This is a genomic window from Psychromonas sp. SP041 (genome assembly GCF_000470315.2).
In the GTDB taxonomy this organism is placed as follows: Bacteria; Pseudomonadota; Gammaproteobacteria; order Enterobacterales; family Psychromonadaceae; genus Psychromonas.
This window is the reverse complement of record NZ_CBRF02000001.1, coordinates 111,943-134,559: the sequence shown is the minus strand read 5'-3', so window position 1 is coordinate 134,559 and position 22,617 is coordinate 111,943. Positions and strand designations below refer to the sequence as shown.

The window sequence follows — 22,617 nt, the reverse complement described above, 5'->3', positions numbered from 1 at the left end:
ATAACCATTCCGCCCCACCATTAATAGACCACTTACATAATTTAATGTATATTATATAGCGCAAATAATAACTATAAGAATAATGCATCATGAGCCTAAATAACTTTATTGACAGTTTATTTCAGAGAAAAAAGCCCAAAAAAAAGGCCGGCTCTCAAATAATCAAAAAGAAAAATAGTTCAAACAGTAAAGTGCCAACTAAACCAAGAGTTAAATCTAGTACTTCAGGCACTGAAACTATTACAAAAAAAGAAAATGTTCCCAATTACGAAAAGGTAATTTCCTATCAAGACGAAGAAATTCCTTTAAATGAGGAGCAAAGAAGAAACTACATTGTTTTACTTGTAAATCCTTCAAAAAAAATGGTTTCTATAATCTGCTCCACTGAGTCAAATAGTAGGGCTCAAGTAGATAACACCTACCTTACAATTAAGAATAAGTGTGTCGACAAAGGGTACTCTGTAACAAAACTCATTGCGCCAAGACAGATAATTCAAATCACTTATGAAAAAGATGAAAAAATTAAAGACACTGATAGCTTTGATCGTGCTAGAAAAGAAGGCTTTATTTCTGACTTTGATTCACTAGTAACTCAAGCGCTTCGAGAAAAAGTATCGGATATTCATTTTGAAGTGAGACGCAAGGAAGCAAGAGTTAGATTCCGTAAGCATGGTGAGCTATACACATTTACACCTTGGACTGTTGCATATGCACGGGATATGTCGAGCGTTGTATATCAAGTAATGGCAGATGAAAAAGAACCAAGCTTTATTGAAACCAAATCTCAGGCCGCAAGGATTGAGAGGCGTATCGATGGACAAGACCTGGGTATTCGATTAAACACTTTGTCTGCAAGCCAGGGCTTTGATTTGATCATGAGAATACTTAAGCTCGATGATGAATCTGAATCGGATAGAATAATTGACACTCTGGGGTATTCGGAAGGCTCACTAGTTGAAATTTATCGAGCAATGAGCAGGCCTACAGGTGTAATTATTGTGGCAGGTACTACCGGCTCTGGTAAATCTACAACCATCAGTACAATGCTCAACACTATCATTAAAGAAAACTGGGGAGATGATGGCCCTAAGATTAAAGTTATTACCGTAGAAGATCCAACGGAATACACTATCATAGGTGCAACTCAACATGGTGTAGTAAGAAATAGAAATAGGCCAAATGAAAACCCATTTGCAGAAGCGATTAAACATGCAATGCGATGCGACCCCGACATACTTATGGTTGGTGAGGTTCGAGATGAGTACTCTGCAAAACTATTGGTCGGCGCTGTTCAGTCAGGTCACACTGCATTCACCACTGTGCATGCGGCATCTGCTGTAGGTATTATTCCTAGACTAAAAAGCTTTGGTGTTAACTCTGAAACATTGGGTTCGTCTGATTTTATATCTGCATTAATTTACCAAACATTACTACCAATCTCGTGTCCAGATTGTTCTATTAGTTATAGCGATTTTGTTAAAGAAGCAGAAAAATCTAAAAATAAAAAATCACTTAGCATTATTAAACGAGTTAAAGGTGCTGCAAAAGGTCTTACTGTTGAAAACGTCAGATTCAGGAATTACAGCAATGAACACAAATGCAAAAATCCTGAATGCGTTAATGGTGTAGTGGGAAGAACAGTTGTAGCAGAAGTTATAAGCCCTAACCCGTTAATTTTAAGTGCATTCGAAAAAGGCTCGGTTAATCTAGCAACTTACTACCATGTGAAAATGGGTGGAAAACTCATCAAAGACCACGCGATAGAAAAAGTATTAAACGGTATTACTGACCCTAGAGATGCTGAAAAGAAAGTCGACTTACTTGACGATGTCATTGATCTGGATTTACTAGAAAAAAGTTTAAAACTAACTGCAGAAGAAGTCTCATCAACTGATAAAAGATCTGACTCTATTCATAAACAGAACAAAGATGAAAAAGAGTCATTTCAATCTAAGTTGTTCAAAGAAGAAGATGACCTCTCTGAAGAAAACAACAGTCCTGCTCAAGTGCTTTCGTTTTGTAAAGATGACGAAACAGATTGCTAACTCGTTAACCCTGCTTGAAAAGCAGGCACAATACAAAAAAAATAAAAATAAAAATAAAAATAAAAATGGAGTACTAAATGATTCATTCATTAAAAGACTTAGACCGTAACAAAATGAAATTAGCTTGGGCTAAATTCTCACTAAGCACTAGTCAGCGACTTTCTATTTATAAGAAAATTGCAGTGTTTCTAGAAGAACAAGTACCACTGGACGTCATATTGATGAAGCTTTCTGATGCTTATACCAAGCTTAGTCCAAGTGATGCTCGGGGGATCATGCTGGGCGAATGGTACAAAGACATTGAAAATGGTAAAAAACTCAGCCAAGCCATGGCTAGCTGGGTCCCGCCTGGTGAAGCCATGCTTATTCGTGCCGGGGAACAGTCTGATGACCTGGGAGTTGCCTTTTTAAATGCGTTAGACAGTACTCAGGCATCAAAAGACATGAAAGGAGCAATTATTGGCTCACTAGCTTACCCATGTATTTTGTTCACAATGTTGTTCTTTATAGTTTATATGTTTAGTACTCAAGCAGTTCCTGAGTTAGTGGAAACATTAGATCCTGCATCATGGCCAGATGCTACCAAAAAGCTATATGTTCTATCGCAATTTGTTGAAAGTTACTGGTGGACCGTCTTACTAGCAATCGTAGGTGGCACCTATGCCCTTGGATGGAGCTTAGGCAATGTTACTGGTTCAGTTAGGCTAATTTTAGATAAGATTCCACCATGGAGCATGTATAAGTCATTTCAAAGCTCAATATTTCTAATTTCTTCAGCATCTATGCTTAAAACAGGTATTCCTCTTTTTGAGTCTTTTAAAGGTTTAAAAAAAATGTCTTCTAAGTATGTTGCCTCTCATCTAGATATAATTATGACGAAGATGGAAGAAGGTGCTAAGAATGGTGAAGCTCTAGACAGTGGATTCCTTGATAAAGAAACAGGCATTGATATAAGCATTTTTAGTCAAACAGACAATATTCAAGATGCAATGGACTCTATTGGTAGAGCGTCAATTAAGAACTCTATCGAAAGAATCAATGCAATCTCTGGTGCACTAAATATTATTGCAATGATGTGTGTAACTGGATTTATTGGATGGATTTATTACTGTTTCTGGGCACTTTCACAATCTATGGGAAATGTTGTTGGATAACCACCCACCAAACCCCCGACTGACAGACCAAAAAAGATATATTAAGTGAAATAATAAGAAAAGAAGTCAATGTAGCAATTAATTGTATTGACTTAAAAACAAAAAATGTAATATTAAATATTGATTGGTGTCTTTTTTGTGCTAATATTTAATTGATAATTAATAAAAATAATAATAATAATATCGGAGTAACACATGAATAAAAGTATCAGAAATTTACAGCTACGTAAGCCAGGTAAAGAGCAATTTGGCTTTACGTTAATGGAAATCATTTTTGCATTAACCATCATTGGTGCAGCAACAATCTTGATTATCTCGTCATTCAATAACACGGGAAATACTGAAGATGCGCAAGAAGAAACACAAAACCTTAATGCACTAAGTGCTTCTATTCAGCACATGTTTAAAACACAAGGTGACTACGAAGGCTTAGAAAACTCAGTAATTATGAGTGACGTATCTTTTCCTGAGCAAATGCGTAACAGTGATGACGATGATCAAAATATTAAAAGCTCATGGTACAGCAATGGTTACAATGTTGAGCCTCTAACTCAAGATAGTGATGATGACAGTTTCATTATTACAATGTATGGCGTTCCTGAAGGTGCATGTACAAGTATTGTTTCGTCAACATACAGACACTTTGAAGAAGTAAGTGTAAATGGCTCAGCTATTGATGGCGTTGCCTCTGCTGCTGTGGCATGTGATGGTGATCAAGACATTACGTTTACTGATAGATAAACTATACAAAGTTTAAAAGGAGCCTTTTGGCTCCTTTTTTTTTGAAAGAAAATAAAACTTAAAATTATAAATCTTAATTTTTTGTCGACAAACTAGAACGCAGTGTAATGGATTAGTTTAATTCTTAAGAACATCTCCTAATGAACCGTCTTTTCTATATAGGCCTTCATGTCGCCCTTGGCCATTCAATTTAATTGGCTTGAAGTAGCCTTGAAATAAGAATAAATCCTTTTTCCAACAACACAAAATAGCAACCCAAGCATAATTAAACCTGTTCCAATTATTTCTATTATGCTTAAGCTTTCACCTAAAAGAATACTAGAAGTAATAATGCCCACTACTGGAATTAATAATGCAAATGGAGTAACTGTTGCTGCTGTATTGTTTTTTAGCAACCAACCCCAGATAGCAAATCCGATAAGAGTTGATATGTAACTAACAAATAGAACAGATAGCCATGTTCTTTCTGTTGTGGCCATTAATAAAGATATTGGCTCTTGAGACTCTAAAAAATATGAAACAAACAAAAGTGGAATTGGAGGTACAACACTGACCCAAACCATGAAATGTAAAAGATTAATACTTCCTATTCTTTTCATTATTACATTTGAAACAGCCCAGAAAAATGCTGCGCATACAATTAAAATCAGTCCTTTGGTGGTTATATTCCCTCCTGTGCTATAAAAGAAGAAACTAAAACCAATTACCGCAACGATAATGCCAAATGATTGACTCTTACTTACTTTCTCTTTGTAAATAAGCGAACTTAAAATAATTGTAAATAGAACCTGAGTTTGCAGGATTAGAGATGACAATCCCGCTGAGGCATCTGCTTCCATAGCGACAAACAAAAAGGAAAATTGTAATATCCCAAGAAATAAGCCAACCCCTATAACATTCAAAATAGATGTTTTTGGAAAAGGGATAAATAATATTGCAGGTATGGCAACTACAGCAAACCGCAGGGCAGAAAACAATATTGGAGGAAGTTCTTCTAGACCAATTTTTATTATTGAGAAGTTCACTCCCCACATTATTACAACCAGTAAAACTAAAACTATACTTTTATAATTCATAATATTCTATATTCCATTAGTGATTTAAATAATGCCTGTATTTTTATTAAAGGCGAGTTCTACAGCTTTTCAATAACAATATCCCCCTTTATACTGCACTGACAAGCTAATCTAGTGCGCTTGAGGCAGTGTCCAAACTTTTTTAAGGTATTGCATTCTCTTTCTCCCATTTCTGATAAATTCTCATCTCCTTCAAAAACATTTATAGTACACATACCGCAAGTGCCACGCATGCAACCAAAACTTATAAGGGAAGACTTTATATCGTCAATACTTAATAATCGATCGCCTGTAATAAGCTCAACAAGCTCATTATTACGGTGGAAAAGAACTTTTGCCATTTAACTACATACTCCCCTTATAATTTAATACGTAAAAGTGCGCAAAATCAAAATTAGAGCTAATTCAGAATTTATTCATCTGAGCATTTGCCACCATTATCTGTCCAAGAGCTATACCTCCATCATTAGAGGGAACAAGCCTCTGATTAAAAACACCTATATTTTTCTCGCTTAATTCTTTAATGGTATTGCTCAGTAAAAATTCATTCATATAAACACCTCCACTTAAGACGACTTTCTTAATGCCAGTCTTTTGAGATATCTTATGGCAAATTTCACAGTTGGCTTTAACAATAGTGCTATGGAAACGACGACTTAGTAATGCTTTGTCAGTTATTCCAGATAGCAATTCATGCACAATCTCACGAATAATTGGCCTATGGTCTAAAACAACACAACCATTAATCTCTAATAATTCGTAACTAAAAGAATCTGTTGTCTCATGATTCTTATTAAGCAAGCCTTCGAGTTCTATAACCGCTTGAGCGTCATAGTTGATTTTATGGCAAACACCGATCAGTGATGAAACCCCATCGAATAAGCGCCCCATGCTCGTTGTGATAAATGTATTTATTTTACGATCGGCCATTTTAAGAAAAACTCTTTTTTCGTCCTCTGAAATTGCTTCATATAATTGCAAAGGCAAACTTTCAGCTTCCATTCCAAAGGCACTGTGGAGTAAAGATACCGCAACTCTTATAGGCTCTTTCACTGACTTGTCACCACCTAGCAGACTAAAAGGCAATAGGTGACCTGCTCGCTCAAAATGGTCATAGCCTCCTACTAAAAACTCTCCTCCCCATATTGTTCCGTCCAGCCCGTAACCTGTGCCATCAAATATACTGCCAATAACAGGTTCATCCAGTTGGTTTTCTGCCATACATGAAGCCATATGAGCGTGATGATGTTGAACTCTTATTACTGGCAGCTCTGAGTTTTCTTCAAAATACCGAGTTGAGTGGAATCCAGGATGGAGGTCTCCAGCAACCACTTTAGGCTTGATGCTCAATAGCTCCTGCATTTTATCTGCTGACTCAAGTAAAGATGAAAATGATTCCTCATTTTTCAAATCGCCGATATGCTGGCTTAGATAAACGTCCTCGCCCTTACTTAAAGCCAATGTTGTTTTTAGCTCAGCTCCTATTGCTAAAACTGATTCAATACTCGACTTTACATTAATGGGGAATGGCGCATATCCTTTTGACCGCCTGATAAAACTAACATTATTATTCCCACCTTCATTAAAATGACAAATAACTGAGTCATCATTACGAGTATATATATCACGGTCATTCATTAAGAAATAATCAGCAATATCACATAAATTATCCACAGCGACATCGTTTTTATAAATAGTTGGATAGCTTGAAATGTTCGCACTTGTCATTACAACGACTGACAAATATGACTTTGAAAACAATAAATAATGCAAAGGCGCTGAAGGCAACATAACTCCCAAATTAGGATTATTAGGAGCTAATGAACGAGGTAAATTACTATTTTTCTTTTTCAGCAGGACAATAGGTCGTTGCGGGCTAGTTAGCAAAGCCTCTTCCTCAAAACTAACTTCTGCATATTTTTTGGCTGTCTCAATATCAGAAACCATCACTGCAAAAGCTTTTGAGTCACGCTTCTTACGCTTTCTTAACTCATTTACAGCATCTTCATCTTCAGCATTAATTGACAGATGAAAACCGCCAATAGATTTAATGGCTAGAATTTTGCCTTGTGCCAAGTGCAATCTGGCTAATTCTAAAATATTTTTATCTTGATAAATTTTATTAGAGTCGCAGTACAACAACTTAGGCCCACAAGTTGAGCAAGCATTGGGCTGAGCATGATAGCGGCGGTCAGCTATATCCGAATACTCTGAATTACACTGATAGCACATTTCAAAATCTCTCATTGAAGTGCTTGGTCGATCATATGGCATTCCATTGATTATAGAATATCGAGGACCACAGTTGGTGCAGTTAATAAATGGGTATTGAAAGCGACGATTATCAGGGTCATTGACCTCTGCTATACATTCATCACAAACATGAGCATCAGGTGGCACAATTGTTCTTACATCTGCAGACGAATCACTTTTTAATACTTTAAAGCCAATAATGTCTGAATCAAATTCTTTTGTGTATTCTTCTTTTACGCTTGTAATAAGTGCCAGAGGTGGTGGGTTTTTCTTTAGTGTTTTTATAAAATTGTCGATCAATCCTTGTGATCCTTGAACAGCGAATAAAACCCCTCTGGAATCATTAAGAACCCAACCGGTTAAATTATGATCCAAGGCTAATTTGTGAACGAAAGGTCGAAAACCGACACCTTGCACAACCCCATTAGCTCTATAACACTTTAAAATATTATTGATATATTTCTCCACATCATACCAAATGGCATAAATATTAACGTCATATCAAGCGAATAATTGATATGAATTTTTAGACACAATCAAAGAACTAAAAAGTTAAATAGAAGTGCTCGAACAAATATTCAAGTCACCCCTACTTATTTTTTTTAATTAGCTAAGAATTCCTTAACATAAGCGAGGCAGTTCAGCACCTTCAAGCTGTAAAATTGATTGCTTATTGCCTTCTTTAGTAATCAATGTAACCTTATTCGCCTTTACATCAGTTACTTCACCAACAATCACCGCATCTTTAGTATACTCATGCTTACTAAGGGCTAAGACAACATCATCTGCAGACTCAGGAGATACAAATAAAGCCATACAACCCTCATTAGCCAAGTGAATTGGATCAACACCTAGCATATCTGCAGCCATTACAGTTTCAAATTGAATGGGCAATCTTGATTCTTCGATTTGAACTTCATATCCGGTACTTGAAGTATAAGCCTGCAATAGCTCTGCCAAACCGCCTCGTGTAACATCTCGAATAGAGCGGACATTGCAGCCAACTTTTGAAGTTAATAGCTTTTCAATCACACCATTTAAAGGTGCACAATCACTTAACACACGAGTCTCAAAACCTAAACCTTCTCGAATGGACAATAAATGAATGGAATGATTGCCTATAGGGCCAGAAAGAATTATTTTGTCTCCCGGTTTCACATCTTTACTGTGCAGCTCTGGACGTTCCAGAACCCCAACACCAGTTGTATTAATAAATATTTTATCTGCCTCTCCCTTATTAACTACCTTCGTATCTCCAGCAACAATTAGTACGCCAGCTTCAATAGCCGTATCCCTAATAGATTCCACAATAGTTTTTAGCTCAGAAAACTTAAAGCCTACTTCTAAAATCATTGCAAGTGTCAAATATAGGGGTTTGGCACCACTAACTGCAATATCATTAACTGTTCCGCATACAGCAATTTTTCCAATGTCACCGTTACCGAATATAATTGGGGTAACCACATAAGAATCTGTAGTAATAGCGACCTTATTTCCTGTAAAAGGCACTATTGCACTATCTTCCATTTCACCAATGTGGGCTTCACCTAATGTGTCGGTGATAAATTTAATAATGTCATGGCTCAATTTCGCGCCAGTACCATGATCAATTTCAACGTATTTTTCTGAATTCACTTTAATTCTCACTAAATAAAATTATTAAAAAAAAATCATTAAAAAAATTAACGGTTAATTATGGGATGTATATTTCTTTGCGAGGTAAATAATTTTTTTCATTTAAAACAGATATGATTTCATCGGTTGAACTAATGGTTGCGCAATAACCGCCTAACCAGTCCAGAGAGCGTTTTTTATCATCTGGATTTGCCGAAACAACACCATCTTCAGGAACCCAAATGTTGTAACCTCTAAAGAAAGCGTCTGCTGCTGTTGTTTGAACACAAATTTGAGTTTGCATACCTGTAACAATAACAGTGTCTACACCATGCTGCTTTAACACTTCATCAAGATCTGTTTCATAAAATCCACTATCTTTGTTTTTTTCCATAATAATGTCAGACTCATGAACAAACTCTTCTAAAATTTCTGCTCCTCGTGTTCCTTTTTGCACCGGCAAATATCCATCATAGCGTTCTGCATTAGGATCGCCTTCATGATTTATTAACTGCAAATGAATCACAATATGACCTTTAGCTCTAATTTCAGATAAAAAGTTACAAAAAGTATCTTTCACTTCATTAACAGCATTTATCCTTTCTTGATTTTTCTCTACTAATTCATATTGTAAATCATTAGTTAAAACAGCTATCTTAGGCATTATAATTTCCTTATATTATGAGATATTGAAACTAAACAAACGAATTGTTAAGTTGGGTTAAATTTTCTCTACTCTCCATTATTTAAGTTAAAGCACTATTAAATGAAGACAGATCTAAATGTTTTGCAATTAACTTGGTCACATACAAGCAACAATCATTATTGACAAAACAATCTAAATATTCTGAACAGATATCTTGCTATTGATGGCAAACGACTTCTATTCTGTTTCCCGCAGGGTCTTTAAGAAAACATGCGTAATAATGACTATGGTAGTTTTCACGGAGTCCGACTTCACCATCGCACTTCCCTCCATTAGCTAACCCTGCTTTATAGAAAGCATTAACTTCCTCTCTATCCTTTGCTTTAAAACACAAGTGCCTTTTATAATCACTGGAACATTCATCGCTTTCTAATATTGAAAGATAAGATAGTAACGGTTGCTCTTTGTTTGCTCGTTCACCAAAACCAAGCCAAACAGACGACTCACCAACTAAAGGTATGCTAAGCGCCTTCATAATATTAATATAAAACAAACGACTTCTTTCTATAGACGGAACACTAATAGATACATGATCAAACATACTTACTTTCCTTATTGCTCAATAGATTCTTTAGGTAGCGATTTAAGAAAGAACTGAGCAACATTTCCACCCATTATTTTTTCAATATCAGTATCGCTTATTCCTTCTGTAATAAGAGCTTGAGTTAATTCAGGCAGTCGACCTGCATCAATAATTACAGATACTGCACCATCAAAATCGGAACCTAATGCAACATAGTCAACACCCACAAGCTCAATTACATATTTTATGGCACGTACAATGTCACTAATTTCAGATCCACAAACCGCTGTAGGCCAAAATCCAATGCCAATCAATCCACCGCTTCCTGCAACTTTACGAATATGCTCATCTGATAAATTCCTCTGATTGTCACAAGTCCCTTTAACACCTGTGTGAGAAACAATAACTGGGCGTGTAGCAAGGGATAAAATATCATCCATGGTCTTCGAAGATGCATGTGACAAGTCAATAGCCATGCCTCTTGATTCCATTTCGGTTACCCACTCAACTCCCAGCTCAGTTAAGCCATATTTCAGCTCTCCATGAATTGACCCCCCGATTTCAGTATCAAAGAAATGAGAGGGTGAAATCATGCGGTACCCAATGTCATAAAGACGCTTTAGATTAGTTAAATTACCCTCTAAAGCATGGGCCCCCTCTATACTCAATATCACGCCAGTCACATGCGGTTCACTAATAGGTTTTTCAATAAGATTATGTAAATCTTTCTTTGTTCCTATAAGCTTCAATTTTCCTTGACTGCCTTTTATAAACCACTTCAATCTATTTGCCTGATACTCAGCCCTGGCAAACAAACTCTTCCAAGTTTCAATTGGCCACTGTTGAGCCAATGCCATGTACAAAATGTTATCTGTCTTATCCGAGTTGCTTTCAATGTTAATTCCGCTCGGGGTCTTGGTTACAGCAGAGAAAACTTGTAAATCAACACCACCTGAAATCAATTTTGGAAGGTCAACATGTCCTTTGGTTGATTCAAGTAAGTTTCTGCCCCATAACAAACTATCTGCATGCAGATCTGCCACAAAAATATTGTCATGAAATATTTTCACTTTTTCACTAACTGGAATTTGTTGAGAAGTCGGCTGTGGATTCATTTTGTTGGCAGCAATTTCAGACCCAAAAAGCATGAATATAAATATTGCTACTAAAACAATTGCAATAATCATGTAGAAAATTACTCGTACTGAAGGTTTAAAGTAGTTAATCTTCATTTCCTACCTTCTTTTGCTTCAGTTATAGATAAATCCAAAATTTCGATCATTTGATTTAACTCATTTTGCGAGATTGTTAAGGCGGGCAATATACGCAAAACTGCTCCGTCTCTTCCTCCTGACTCTATAATCAGTCCGTTTTTCAAGCATTTTTTCTTAATAATATTTGTTAGTTCGCCATCACTGGGATAACTGCCAATATGGTTTGCAGGTTGACGTATATCAACAATTTCTAGCCCCCACATAAGGCCCCTACCACGAACATCCCCTATTTCTGGATGAATTAATGCTAAGCTCTTGAAGCACTTCTCTAAATAAGCACCTTTAGCTTTAACATTCTTGGTGACATTATTTTTTTTAAAAAAATCGAGTGTTGCTTTTCCTGCAACCATTGCCATTTGATTTCCTCGAAACGTACCTGTATGAGAACCAGGCTCCCATTTATCATATTTTTCGTCATACACCATTAATGAAAGAGGTAATCCACCACCAATAGCTTTTGAAATTAAGATGGCATCGGGCTCAATACCTGACTCTTCAAACGAAAACATGTCTCCCGTCCGGCCAATCCCGCTCTGTATTTCATCAATCACTAAAGGAATATCTAAACGCCTAGTTATTTCACGCAAACGTACTAACCATTCAACTGGCGCTGGAATAACACCGCCCTCTCCTTGAACCGCTTCTAAAAAAATAGCAGCAGGCTTTGTTATTCCACTTTCAGGATCATTCAATAGGTGCTCTATGTAATTTGCTGACACTTGCCAGCTTTGTTCTCCACCAAGCCCAAATGGACATCTGTACGGGTAAGGGTATGGTAAGAAATGAACGTCTGGCATTAAACCGGTTACTTTAGTTTTCGCCATTAAGTTCCCCATTAGTGATAAGGAGCCAATCGTCATCCCGTGATATCCGCCACTAAAAGATAAAATAGTGTTTCGACCAGTTGCTGTTTTAAATAACTTTATTGCAGCTTCTGCGGCATCTGATCCAGTAGGTCCACAAAACTGAACTTTGCATCTTTTGGAAATATTAGGCGGCAAAAACTCTAACAAGCTGCTTAAAAATTTCTCTTTAACTGGAGTAGTTATATCCAGACTCTGTAAAATTCCATTTGAAGACAAAAAATCTTGTAGTTTTGAAACAATAAAAGGATTGTTGTGTCCTAATGCTAAAGCTCCTGCACAATTCAGTAGATCTAGGTATTCTTTACCATTTTCATCGTACACATATGAACCCAGTCCCTTTACAATTACTTTATCAATTGAATTTGCATAAGTTCGAGCATTAGATTCAATTTTTTTTACATTATTATAAGTTACAGAAGACTCATTATCACAAGCCAAAACAAGCCCAGTAACATCTGAATCTTCAGTGTTATTTTTTACTTGAGTTTCTGAACATTTATTTTGTGCAGCAGTTAACATTGTTGAATTCCTTAATACTTTAAAACTGACTTATTAAATAAATAAAAAGCTGAATTGTTAAAATAAAGCCAAAATTTATTAACTAAATATTTGGTTTTTGTCGATTAAAACTCTTCTTAGATTTTTTAAAAGTATAAATAGCACAATACATAGTCCCTATGATCGCAGCAGGTAGAATCGTTTGCATAATTTCAGGAGTATTAGCAACCCAATGAGCAATAATTTGTACCGACAGCATCCCAAAAACAGATACAACGAATGTTAACCAGAAACGTATATATTCGTGAGATTTTTTAAAACTTTTATATAAATACTCCATAGCTAAAGTAACTATATATGTCATGAAAAAACTACATAATCCCTGAACGGTTCCTGATTTAAGGCTAATAAAAAGGCCATAAGTCCAATTCGAATATACTGCCCAACTACCCTGTAGTATAAACGCGGCAAAGGACATAATCAGGCCTCTAATAAAGATCTGTTTATTGTTCATTTTACTGTTTTTCAGAGCTAATACGGGTAGATTTTTGCTTATGAATCCAAGACCCATTTTCAGCATAATAATTAATGGCATCTTGAACATAAATTGACATAAAATAACCAGTTATTATTTTTTCGTTAACTCGCGCATAATCTTCAAGTCGGCCATATTCGATAAAGCCTAGCATTCGCCACAATTTCTCAGCTTTGCCGTCGCTTCTGACATCTATTACAATTATTGATGCACCAATTTCTTTTACTTTGTTTAAGGTCGCCTCCCAGCAATCTAAAGTAAATATTCCCCGATAAGATGGCAGAATTACACAGCGCTTAATTTCAACAATATGAGATCTTGCAGGAAGTGTTTGAGGAGATATCGTCAACATGCCGACAATACTATCCTCAATACTTCTTACAATTAGAAGAAGGCATTTTCCCTTGCCTATTTCATTCTTCATATTCAAAATTAACTTGGCAGCTTCTTCATTCGAAAACTCTTCATGGAATCCCATTGTTGTTTCATTAACAGATACAGAATTCATTAGCCTAATAATATCTAAGCCATCTTTATCATTAATTGAGCTCAACCATTCTATTTTAACTTTCATAGGCTCCACCAATTCCATAGTTAAATTAGATTGCATGTGTTTTCAAAGCAGTGTTTATAGCGCTAACGGGGGCAATCAAAGATTCTTCGATTTTATTTAGCTCTCCTTTATTTACACTAATTTGATAAACCTCAACAAAGTAAGAGGTAAATAAGGCATTTATTTTTACTATGTGATCAATGAAACGCTGCTCATCATCAGCGTTCTTAATGATGCGCATAATGGAATTCCAAACCATGTCAGTATGGTCTTCTTCAATATCAATAGCTAAATGCGCTCTTGCTCCGATAGTATTTTCTGCACCTACGTGCTTTTCCATTTCATCTAACCAATCAGGTTGAGTTTTACCTGCAACACTTTCCAAATAAAAGCCACTTACCATTGAAGCCATAGGATCTTCTGTGGCCATCGTGTAATAGAAATAACCATTTAACAATTCAGTTGCGAAGGTTGGCTTCGTAGAATAAATCTGCTCATCAGTCATACCCACCTTATGTAAATCATTAGCAAACATACGGTCATGGCGCCCCTCTTCTGCTCCATACAAGCCCCATTCTTTACACAACTGAGGGTCTCTAGTTGCCCAATAATTTGCAATTAACGGATCTACCGCTCGCTTAAGAGCAATACGCAAAATGGTTTCAACATTGTGTCGCTTGTACATTTCAATATTGAACTCACTCGAGTCAAGCATTTTCCCTGCATTTGCAATATTTTCGTAAAAATGTTGTTCAAACTTAAGTAAAAGCTCATCAACAACGACTCTAAATTCAGGGTTTAATAATGATTCGTAGGTATTATGTGCTGCCGTAGTTGACATATTTATTTCCTTTGTCGTTATTGTGCGCTAGTCGAATGAATTAAGATAAATTAAAACATCACCATAAGTGATTAGGGTAAAGCTATGTTTTTGTTGCCTTATTTTTCTGCTGAGGAAATACTACTAAGCTTTATAATAAAAATCATTACAAAATCATTATAAAATCATTATAAATCTCACGCTTAAATTGCCATATAAAAAAAATACCCAGTAAGGCGTTTCGTCTTATTAGTATTTATTGCAATAAGTATAAGAAGTAAATATTAATAGTAAGTAAGTCATGGACTTATATATGAAGAGCTAGGAAGTTTGCTTGTGTATGCTCGGCAAGATGGTTTATGATAAAACTAATAAGCCCCTAATTCAGATATTCTATAACATCAAAAAAGAAGCTTATCTTTCCAGGATAAAGTTTACGCTTATCCTTATATTTGCTCTGTGGGAAGAAGTTTTTGTTTTATAAAATCAATAAAAACACGATTTTTGTTAGGCATATACTTACCCTGTACAAACTGAAGACAAATCTCTCCTTTGTAATTGCCTTCTAGCTCCCAATCTCTCAATATCGGCACTAATTTACCTGCTTTAATTGATTGGACAGCCATATAATCAGGCAATGCTCCAATTCCAAGACCCTGTTCGACAGCATCTCTGCGCATTTCGCTATGATTAACTAAATATGAGCCTGCTACCTGCACTGTTACTAGCTTATCTTCTTTTATAAACCTCCATCTGTTATCAGTTGTATTTTCACCTAAACATAAACAGCTATGATCTTTTAAATCATCTGGAATTATAGGCGCAGTGTGATTTTGCAAATATTTTGGACTTGCACATAAAGTTTGTTCAACCCTGCCCAACTTGATATTTACTAAAGACTCAATAGGCTGTTCATTAATATGGATTAAAAAGTCAATCGAATCATGAATTGGATCAAGCACCTGGTCAGTAACTTTGAGATGTAATTGAATATTAGGATATAGCTTCAAGAACTCCATTAAGATAGGACGTAAAACTTGATTGGAAAGTGATTTTGGTGCAGAAATTCTTAAAAGTCCACTTACTGTTGAGGTTACTGAAGTGCCCGCACTGATAGCTTCTTCTGCGGCTTTTACCATCTCTTTACAACTTAAGAAAGTGACCTCACCAGATTCAGTTAAAGATATCTGACGAGTAGTGCGTTGCAATAACTTTATGCCTAAAGCATCTTCTAGGTGCCCTATTTTTCTACTTACTACTGAGGGTGTCACTCCTAATTTTTTAGCTGCTTTGCTAAAATTTCCTTGCTCAATCACAGTAACGAAAATAGCCATATCTGCTAACAAGGGAATCATCTTATTTGTGTTCATTCTGCATAAGTCCTTATCCAAATAGTTATATTGTTTTAATTTTCTCATAAATTATCATTTAAATAGAACAATTAATCAGTAATTTATAAATAGGGGATATAAATTGAGTCATTAAAATATTTATTTGTGATCAAAGTTGGTGTAATTAAGAAATTGTCGAATCGTTAATTTCAATTAATCCAATTTAAGTTTTTTGAACGCTGCAATAGACAGCGAGTTATTTCATAATAATTAATATAGTTGATGGTGATCGTATAAGAATCTAATTATTTATTCTTGTCATTGTTTTCTATAAGGGAAAGAGAATGGAACGCATAAAAAATAACATTGTTGAAAACGTAATGAAAGATGGTTTTTTTATTTTAGATAAAAACTTTAGAGATTACGCTGGAGTTAATAGAGTTTTTGAAAATGAGATTTCTGAATCTGAATTGAATTATTTTTCGAACAGTTGGAACGATTTAAGAATTGATAAATATATGTCTGATAATGGAACATACAGATTAAGGCGTCACTCAGTTTTTACTGCAATAAAATTCACCCAAAATTTTATTGTTAAGCCAAATACCCCTCATTTTCAAGCAGTAAACTATAATACGTTGAATGGAGGATTTGAGAGATGGTATGAACCGGTGATGACTTCTGTCATCAATGGGAACGCATTTAATTCAATTCTCCACCATGCTCTTGTAACATTTAATGAAATTGAACGTTTAAAAGAAGATTCTTCTGATGAATGGAATGAATGGTTTATTGAGGCTCACCAATTTCGAATCATTGCTTCAGATGATGACATTGGGCTACCAACACCAGAGGGCATCCATAAAGATGGAGTTTCTTATGTATTTATGAAGCAAATTAAGAGAGAAAATATTGCTGGGGGGGAAAGCACTATTTATACGAACTCAAAGAAACCTATTAAAAGCAGATTATTGCTGGAAAATGATATTGTTTATATAGATGATACAAAAGTCATGCACAGTGTTTCTGAAATTTCACAACACGATAGAATCACAGAATCTTTTAGAGACATGTTGGTTCTCACTTTTAAGAAGAAATAAGGAAAAGTTATGTTAGCTGAATATATGCCAATAATATCACTAGTTATTAGTATTTCTGTTGTTATGGTTATAAGTCCAGGTCAAGACTTTGCAATCATAACAAGAAACTCATTGTTGTACTCAAGAAGATCTGGAGTAATTGGTGCCTTTGGTATTTTTTGCGCCATATGGTTACACGTTGCTTATTCATTAGCGGGAATCGCACTTATAATATCTCAAACAGAGGTTCTTTATAATTTAATTAAGTACGCAGGAGCGGCCTATTTAATATTCCTTGGAATTAAGTGTCTACTTTCCAAAAAAGATGTAGAAAAATCGGAAGGGACTTTGAATAAGTCAGTAATAACAAACGCGGCGGCATTTAGAGCTGGATTCATATCAAATGCTTTGAATCCTAAAACGACATTGTTTTTCTTAAGCATATTCACTCAAGTTGTCACTCCGGAGACTCCTTATTCAGTTCAATTCTTATTTGGCTTTATAATTGCTATCGCCCATTTGATTTGGTTCTGTATTGTAGCTTTTTTCTTTTCTTCACAAAGACTGGCCAATAAAATATTTAGTGTAAAAGTCTGGATAGAAAGAGTTATGGGAGTATGTCTGTGCTTATTGGCTGCTAAACTGATTTATTTATAGGTATTTAATCCTAGTTACTTATACGATTCAGGGCTTGTCTTTTCAATAATGAAGTAATTGATCTGATGAGCTAAAAAGAAAAAAACAAAGCCAACACTATCCATCGTCGCAGGAAATAAATTACACCTAAAACAAAACGGGTGTATGTCGTTGAACACTATGGCACACAGACGCATAAGTTGTCTTGACCTCACATCTACTGCAGCTTGCCGTTTAACGCACAAATTATCGCCTTCCCATCATCGATTTATTATATGAGATGCTGACGGGAGAAGAGATTGTTCAAATTAAGGGAATGCTTGTCTCTTTAAAGGATTTATTGAAATGAAAAACACTAAAAAATACCATATTAATGATAACACCATGTTTCACGCTAGTGAAAATTTGCTTTCTGATGAACAAGGATGCAAAAAAGAACCATTAGATAATTTGGAAACTAAAGTATTAATCGAACTATGCGATAGCATAGGTAGAATAGTAACAAAGCAGCAACTTTTAATGTGTTGGCCAACTATGCACAATACATCTGATAATTCCTTAGCTAGAATTATTTCGGTACTTAGAAAAAAATTAAAAAAAATAGATGAAACCAACTGCAAAGTTATTTTAAATATTTCTAAGAAAGGTTATCGAATTTCTGAATAGTTTCGTCATGCCCATATATTAAATGTGGGCGTTTTTACTACATATATAGAATCCCCCTAATAATTGCTTTTGTTTAAATATAAACATTAAAATTATTGAAGGTTATTCGGCTAAGTTATTAAAGCACAAACTTGGTTTCCCTATAGGTCTTTAGCACCAGATCTTTGCAAACAAAAACAAGCCTCTCTCATAGCCCGCTAATTAAAGATGATGCCAGTTCCAACTTTTTGTTGTTTGATTTGTTTTATTTCAGCCTCCTTTTTATTAAAAAAACACCCATCTCAAGAGCACCCCAAAATATCGCCAAGATGCCTTTTTATGGTTATATTAAATTGATTTTTTGACATACTATGTGATATTGTCGCTCAAAATAATAATAATAATAAAATTGAGAAACAACGATGACTTTAAAAAATCAAAAGGGTTTTACCCTGATTGAATTAATTTTTGTGTTGGTTATTCTTGGGGTTATGATGATTCTAGAGGTTTCTAAGAAACAAGCTGAATTTGATCAACTACAAGCAAGAAATTTAGGTGTAGAAATCTATCAAATCGCGAATGCTGTTTCTAAGTATACTGCCTATTATTCTGGTGATGAAGACTTCACCCCCGAGACAGAATATACAACGCTAGACTTCCTTAAGGATGCAGATGGCGATGACGTAGACGGTTGTACTGATGGCGATAGTTCAACACCAAGTATATCTTTTTTGGATTGTGATCTTTTCACGTCGGATACAACTTCTTTTGGGGATCTTGGATTTACTATTACTGTAGAACAAACAACCTCGACTGATGATGATGGAAATGAAGACGTTTATTTAACTTCAAAAATTGTGTTTGATACATTAACTAAAAAGATTAATGGCTGGAGCACATCTACTGTAGAGTACAGAGAGGCTAAATCTTTATCAGGTCTCGCTGCGCTAGTCGCTTCAGGGGCAACAACGGTTGGCTCTAACGATCCAAGCACCCTGTCTACTGTAGCAACTATTGGTTACTGTTTAACAGACAGTATTTCATACTGTGACTCCGCTGACATTGGCCATATCGTTGCTATCACAACTGATGATGCAAGTACGCAACTTTGGCTTCGAGTTGACCACGGAAATACAATGCAGAACATTCTTGAGTTTGGAGATTCAGTTACAGGCACAGACTCTAATGGATTTTCTTTAAGACAAATCCAAAGTGTTGCTCGTATCTACAATGATGAAATTGGCAGTGGCTTAAACAGTGCCTTAATTCTGGGTAATGATGGCGAGGTCTATAATTCAAGTTCGCTCAATTCTGCTTTAACTACCGCAGGAGTTGTTGTCGATGCAGATATGCTTCTATATAAAGAGCTTATTGTCTTAAGTGATGCATCAATTGAAGGTGACCTGGAGGTATTCGGTGACGCTAGCATTGGTCGTGATCTTACGGTTGAACTAGACTCACTTGTAAAAGGAGATTCTGTAATTGAGCAAGAACTATACACTGAAGGTAATGCGTATCTTCAAGACAATGTTGAAATAACAAATGACTTAAGTGTTGGTCAAAATACAGAACTAAGCGGAACATTAACAGTAGATTTGGCGACTACTTTAAATTCAACTCTTACTGTAAGCGGCGACGTTACTGCCCCTATCATTTATGATATCGATGATTCAAATTACTATGTAGACCCATCTAGTTCTTCTAATCTTAGCTCTGTAATTATTGATACAGAAGCTGAGCTACCTAGTGACACATATATCACGTTAAATGGCACGAAGAGACTTCTTTCTAGCCTCCTTGGAACTTATGTTCATATGTATTCTGCTCAAGTCCAGGATGGCGACACTATCGACAAGCCAACTTGTGATGTCGACGGAGTCGAGAAGGTTATTCTTACTCCAATCGTCACTGCAGTTAGACTTTATGAGGGTAATGACTCTACTTACCCAGCTTCTGGCGCATTATATTCTTATGCAGAATCGAACGGAGATAGTTGGACAATTAATCTAGGTAGTCAATATGATGGAGAATCATATTCTGATGACACTTATGCCCTTGCATCAGCTTACTGTTCATACGAAATAAGATAATTGTTTAGGCTTTTAAAAAGAATAAAAAATGGGCATATCGCCCATTTTTTTTAATTCTATTTAGAGATTAACTTAAATTTCGTACTTTCATTAAGTTCTAATCAAAAGCTTTATTTTCCCCTAAATAGCAAGTTTCAGACTCACCTTCTACTGATAATATGTTTTTTAATGCAAAGAATACTTTCATCTTAAAATATCCAAGGCATAACCATTTCAATTGAATTTGTGATCAATAACCCCCAGCCCCTAAAAGATATTTTTATTGTCCCCCCTTAGGGGGATCCAGTGAGGTCGGTCGGCCTGCCATGCTCTCTGGCTTTATCGATTAACATGAAACTGTATTGCTCTCGCACTCATGCTCGTCCTTGTATAGTTCCGTTCTAATGAGCGCTCTTATTTTATTAATGTCTGGGTTTAAATCCATTTCATTGTCAGACTTACTATAAATGGTTTTTGCAAGCTCATTTAGTGATATCGATAATTTCTCTAAACTATCAACATGCTTTGTTAGCTTAGATAGAATGATTTGCTGGTCATCCGTAAGCGACATCTCCATTTCAACTTTCTTTATCTCCTCACGATACTCAGGGATGGTTAAGACGTCTCCTAAGCCCTCAAACAAGGCATGATTTAAGTAAGAAGTATATTCACATAGCTCTGTTGGACTAAAGTCCTCAGTTAAAAGCTTTTCATAAAATGAATTCCATTTAGCTCTTAATATCAACTCATGATGACGAACTGAATCTCTCATATTTACAGAAGTGGAATGAACTGAACATTTCTCAATAACTAAAGACTGGTCATTCATGTCTCTGCTGCCTTTGTAATGAAGCTGAGCTCTCGAAACTTGATCATCCTTATGGATAAATCCAGAAGTATAGATGCTCTTATACGGGTCTCTATGCTCATTGTTTGGCTCTGATCTCATTGAGGATTGTAATCTTTTGATTAACTCCTGCTTGTTCGCATTAATAAATGCTACATTTTGATTAACCTTATCTAAATCAATTCTAGCTTTCTCAATAACTTCTCCGTTCTTGACAAATGAATTTAAATCAACAATGTTTGGCTGTTTATTACTTTGGATGTTTACAATAGGGATTTTAGGAGCATCCTGAGGCAGCTCATCTCTTTTCGTGTACATAAATTTCTTAATGTCTTCATCGCTAAGATCTAAGATAATACTTGGGTCATGTCTCAAGTCTAAATTGATGTATTTGTTTTTATTATCAAGATCTATTGCCATAGGCATAATAGGCGTCATTAAATTATGATCTTGGCCATAAAGCGTATTCACATGAAGCAATGGATTCCTTGCGTGAAATAGAGTTGAAATCTCTCGTTTGTCAGTCATTCGCATTGCATATTCAAATAGTTTTGGATTACTTTCTTTAATTATCTTAGCAAGTCCAATCGTTGCTTCAACATCAGAGAGAGCATCATGGGCATTTTGATGGATAACCCCATTTGATTCAGCTAGATGTTCTAGCTTAAGGCTAGTACTGCCATCATTTTTATTCTGCCACTGAAGTATTTCAGGTCTAAAGGCGTATGTCATTTGAACTAATGGAAACAAATCAAATTTAAAGTTGCCATCTTTCCACTCGTGTTCGTACAAGTCTTTCATGTTTCTAAAAAATAGGTTTCTTACCATCTCATTATCAAATGACTCTGTATTGTATCCAGCTATTCCATTGTTGGAATTTGAAGAGAAAATATTACCAACCGTTCTAGCCAGCATAAATTCGTTCATTCCTGCGGACTTCAGGATATCCATATCAAGGTGATGAGTTAAAAAAGCTTTGGGATGAGGAACAATATCTGGACGAGGCTTGCACATTATATTTGTTTCTGTGCCTGGTATTATATTAAGGTCTTTATCTGTTTTAATTGATGCAAATTGTAAAATCTGATCTAATGATTTTGAAATTCCTGTTGTTTCACTGTCATACCAAGTAATGCTGTCAATTATTCTCATTTCTGTCTCATATTTTAATTAGTAATCTTGCATATATTATATAATAAATAAGATAAAAGTCAATAATCAGGAAGTGTTCAGAAGGGCTAAATCGGGTGAATTGTTTAATAGGTAGGGCGCTGGTATTTTCTGCTTAACAACTTTTACATTCTTCGAAATTCATTTCAGAACACTATGTGCAGGTTTATTGAGGTATAAAA

At 35.5% G+C, this 22,617-nt stretch carries 20 protein-coding genes; 7 read left to right on the top strand and 13 right to left on the bottom strand.

All coding sequences use genetic code 11. From position 1 onward, the window contains the following. Positions 1-89 precede the first annotated feature (89 nt). The 3 genes from SP041_RS00575 to SP041_RS00565 all read left to right on the top strand — a co-directional run bounded on the left by SP041_RS00575 (position 90) and on the right by SP041_RS00565 (position 3,940). Positions 90-2,045, top strand: a complete 1,956-nt coding sequence (locus SP041_RS00575; RefSeq protein ID WP_137297142.1) for an ATPase, T2SS/T4P/T4SS family — start codon at positions 90-92, stop codon at positions 2,043-2,045. A gap of 77 nt (positions 2,046-2,122) precedes the next feature. Further along, on the top strand, positions 2,123-3,199 hold the full coding sequence (locus SP041_RS00570; RefSeq protein WP_137297141.1) for a type II secretion system F family protein: 1,077 nt from the start codon (positions 2,123-2,125) through the stop codon (positions 3,197-3,199). A 195-nt stretch (positions 3,200-3,394) separates the two neighbouring features. Then, positions 3,395-3,940 carry a type 4 pilus major pilin gene (locus tag SP041_RS00565; protein ID WP_137297140.1) on the top strand — a complete coding sequence of 182 codons (546 nt, stop codon included), beginning with the start codon at positions 3,395-3,397 and terminating at the stop codon, positions 3,938-3,940. A 185-nt stretch (positions 3,941-4,125) separates the two neighbouring features. On the opposite strand, the gene SP041_RS00560 is transcribed toward SP041_RS00565, so the two are convergent. The 12 genes from SP041_RS00560 to SP041_RS00505 all read right to left on the bottom strand — a co-directional run bounded on the left by SP041_RS00560 (position 4,126) and on the right by SP041_RS00505 (position 16,028). Next, positions 4,126-5,016, bottom strand: coding sequence for an EamA family transporter (locus SP041_RS00560; protein WP_137297139.1), 891 nt, complete (start codon positions 5,014-5,016; stop codon positions 4,126-4,128). 59 nt (positions 5,017-5,075) lie between these two features. Then, positions 5,076-5,357: a 2Fe-2S iron-sulfur cluster-binding protein gene (locus tag SP041_RS00555; protein WP_137297138.1), complete on the bottom strand. Its 282-nt coding sequence runs from the start codon at positions 5,355-5,357 to the stop codon at positions 5,076-5,078. 64 nt (positions 5,358-5,421) lie between these two features. Then, positions 5,422-7,737, bottom strand: coding sequence for a carbamoyltransferase HypF (gene hypF, locus SP041_RS00550; RefSeq protein ID WP_205961142.1), 2,316 nt, complete (start codon positions 7,735-7,737; stop codon positions 5,422-5,424). 153 nt (positions 7,738-7,890) lie between these two features. Beyond that, positions 7,891-8,904 carry a hydrogenase expression/formation protein HypE gene (hypE, locus tag SP041_RS00545; RefSeq protein WP_137297137.1) on the bottom strand — a complete coding sequence of 338 codons (1,014 nt, stop codon included), beginning with the start codon at positions 8,902-8,904 and terminating at the stop codon, positions 7,891-7,893. 58 nt (positions 8,905-8,962) lie between these two features. After that, the gene (locus tag SP041_RS00540; protein ID WP_137297136.1) at positions 8,963-9,547 is read right to left on the bottom strand and encodes an isochorismatase family cysteine hydrolase; all 585 of its coding nucleotides are present in this window, start codon (positions 9,545-9,547) and stop codon (positions 8,963-8,965) included. A 199-nt stretch (positions 9,548-9,746) separates the two neighbouring features. Continuing rightward, entirely contained in the window at positions 9,747-10,130 is a 384-nt protein-coding gene (locus SP041_RS00535) for a VOC family protein (protein WP_137297135.1), read from the bottom strand. An 11-nt stretch (positions 10,131-10,141) separates the two neighbouring features. Next, positions 10,142-11,344 (bottom strand): dipeptidase, encoded by a 1,203-nt coding sequence (locus tag SP041_RS00530; protein WP_137297134.1) that lies wholly within the window; start codon positions 11,342-11,344, stop codon positions 10,142-10,144. Further along, positions 11,341-12,771, bottom strand: coding sequence for a diaminobutyrate--2-oxoglutarate transaminase family protein (locus tag SP041_RS00525; RefSeq protein ID WP_137297133.1), 1,431 nt, complete (start codon positions 12,769-12,771; stop codon positions 11,341-11,343). The genes SP041_RS00530 and SP041_RS00525 overlap by 4 nt, the downstream gene beginning before the upstream one ends. An 82-nt stretch (positions 12,772-12,853) precedes the next feature. Next, positions 12,854-13,228, bottom strand: a complete 375-nt coding sequence (locus tag SP041_RS00520) for a hypothetical protein (protein WP_137297132.1) — start codon at positions 13,226-13,228, stop codon at positions 12,854-12,856. A gap of 37 nt (positions 13,229-13,265) precedes the next feature. Beyond that, the gene (locus SP041_RS00515) at positions 13,266-13,859 is read right to left on the bottom strand and encodes a GNAT family N-acetyltransferase (RefSeq protein WP_137297131.1); all 594 of its coding nucleotides are present in this window, start codon (positions 13,857-13,859) and stop codon (positions 13,266-13,268) included. A 25-nt stretch (positions 13,860-13,884) separates the two neighbouring features. After that, positions 13,885-14,679 (bottom strand): hypothetical protein, encoded by a 795-nt coding sequence (locus SP041_RS00510; protein WP_137297130.1) that lies wholly within the window; start codon positions 14,677-14,679, stop codon positions 13,885-13,887. 425 nt (positions 14,680-15,104) lie between these two features. Continuing rightward, positions 15,105-16,028, bottom strand: coding sequence for a LysR family transcriptional regulator (locus SP041_RS00505; RefSeq protein WP_137297129.1), 924 nt, complete (start codon positions 16,026-16,028; stop codon positions 15,105-15,107). A gap of 305 nt (positions 16,029-16,333) precedes the next feature. On the opposite strand from SP041_RS00505, the gene SP041_RS00500 reads away from it, so the two are divergent. The 4 genes from SP041_RS00500 to SP041_RS00485 all read left to right on the top strand — a co-directional run bounded on the left by SP041_RS00500 (position 16,334) and on the right by SP041_RS00485 (position 20,439). Then, a complete protein-coding gene (locus SP041_RS00500) occupies positions 16,334-17,089 on the top strand; it encodes a 2OG-Fe dioxygenase family protein (RefSeq protein ID WP_137297128.1) in 756 nt (251 codons plus the stop codon). 9 nt (positions 17,090-17,098) lie between these two features. Then, positions 17,099-17,725, top strand: coding sequence for a LysE family transporter (locus SP041_RS00495; protein WP_137297127.1), 627 nt, complete (start codon positions 17,099-17,101; stop codon positions 17,723-17,725). A gap of 324 nt (positions 17,726-18,049) precedes the next feature. After that, on the top strand, positions 18,050-18,370 hold the full coding sequence (locus SP041_RS00490) for a helix-turn-helix domain-containing protein (RefSeq protein ID WP_137297126.1): 321 nt from the start codon (positions 18,050-18,052) through the stop codon (positions 18,368-18,370). A 473-nt stretch (positions 18,371-18,843) separates the two neighbouring features. After that, positions 18,844-20,439 (top strand): hypothetical protein, encoded by a 1,596-nt coding sequence (locus SP041_RS00485; protein WP_240791395.1) that lies wholly within the window; start codon positions 18,844-18,846, stop codon positions 20,437-20,439. Positions 20,440-20,764: 325 nt separating this feature from the next. On the opposite strand, the gene sbcB is transcribed toward SP041_RS00485, so the two are convergent. After that, a complete protein-coding gene (gene sbcB / locus SP041_RS00480; RefSeq protein WP_137297124.1) occupies positions 20,765-22,417 on the bottom strand; it encodes an exodeoxyribonuclease I in 1,653 nt (550 codons plus the stop codon). Positions 22,418-22,617: the final 200 nt, after the last annotated feature.

Excerpts from the sequence above, each read along its gene's own strand:
- sbcB (WP_137297124.1), bottom strand. The coding sequence starts at position 22,417 with ATGAGAATAATTGACAGCATTACTTGGTATGACAGTGAAACAACAGGA.
- SP041_RS00510 (WP_137297130.1), bottom strand. The coding sequence starts at position 14,679 with ATGTCAACTACGGCAGCACATAATACCTACGAATCATTATTAAACCCT.
- SP041_RS00540 (WP_137297136.1), bottom strand. The coding sequence starts at position 9,547 with ATGCCTAAGATAGCTGTTTTAACTAATGATTTACAATATGAATTAGTA.
- SP041_RS00525 (WP_137297133.1), bottom strand. The coding sequence starts at position 12,771 with ATGTTAACTGCTGCACAAAATAAATGTTCAGAAACTCAAGTAAAAAAT.
- SP041_RS00555 (WP_137297138.1), bottom strand. The coding sequence starts at position 5,357 with ATGGCAAAAGTTCTTTTCCACCGTAATAATGAGCTTGTTGAGCTTATT.
- SP041_RS00490 (WP_137297126.1), top strand. The coding sequence starts at position 18,050 with ATGAAAAACACTAAAAAATACCATATTAATGATAACACCATGTTTCAC.
- SP041_RS00500 (WP_137297128.1), top strand. The coding sequence starts at position 16,334 with ATGGAACGCATAAAAAATAACATTGTTGAAAACGTAATGAAAGATGGT.
- SP041_RS00535 (WP_137297135.1), bottom strand. The coding sequence starts at position 10,130 with ATGTTTGATCATGTATCTATTAGTGTTCCGTCTATAGAAAGAAGTCGT.
- SP041_RS00495 (WP_137297127.1), top strand. The coding sequence starts at position 17,099 with ATGTTAGCTGAATATATGCCAATAATATCACTAGTTATTAGTATTTCT.
- SP041_RS00570 (WP_137297141.1), top strand. The coding sequence starts at position 2,123 with ATGATTCATTCATTAAAAGACTTAGACCGTAACAAAATGAAATTAGCT.
- SP041_RS00565 (WP_137297140.1), top strand. The coding sequence starts at position 3,395 with ATGAATAAAAGTATCAGAAATTTACAGCTACGTAAGCCAGGTAAAGAG.
- SP041_RS00515 (WP_137297131.1), bottom strand. The coding sequence starts at position 13,859 with ATGAAAGTTAAAATAGAATGGTTGAGCTCAATTAATGATAAAGATGGC.
- SP041_RS00485 (WP_240791395.1), top strand. The coding sequence starts at position 18,844 with ATGATTCTAGAGGTTTCTAAGAAACAAGCTGAATTTGATCAACTACAA.
- SP041_RS00505 (WP_137297129.1), bottom strand. The coding sequence starts at position 16,028 with ATGAACACAAATAAGATGATTCCCTTGTTAGCAGATATGGCTATTTTC.
- SP041_RS00530 (WP_137297134.1), bottom strand. The coding sequence starts at position 11,344 with ATGAAGATTAACTACTTTAAACCTTCAGTACGAGTAATTTTCTACATG.
- SP041_RS00575 (WP_137297142.1), top strand. The coding sequence starts at position 90 with ATGAGCCTAAATAACTTTATTGACAGTTTATTTCAGAGAAAAAAGCCC.
- SP041_RS00560 (WP_137297139.1), bottom strand. The coding sequence starts at position 5,016 with ATGAATTATAAAAGTATAGTTTTAGTTTTACTGGTTGTAATAATGTGG.
- SP041_RS00520 (WP_137297132.1), bottom strand. The coding sequence starts at position 13,228 with ATGTCCTTTGCCGCGTTTATACTACAGGGTAGTTGGGCAGTATATTCG.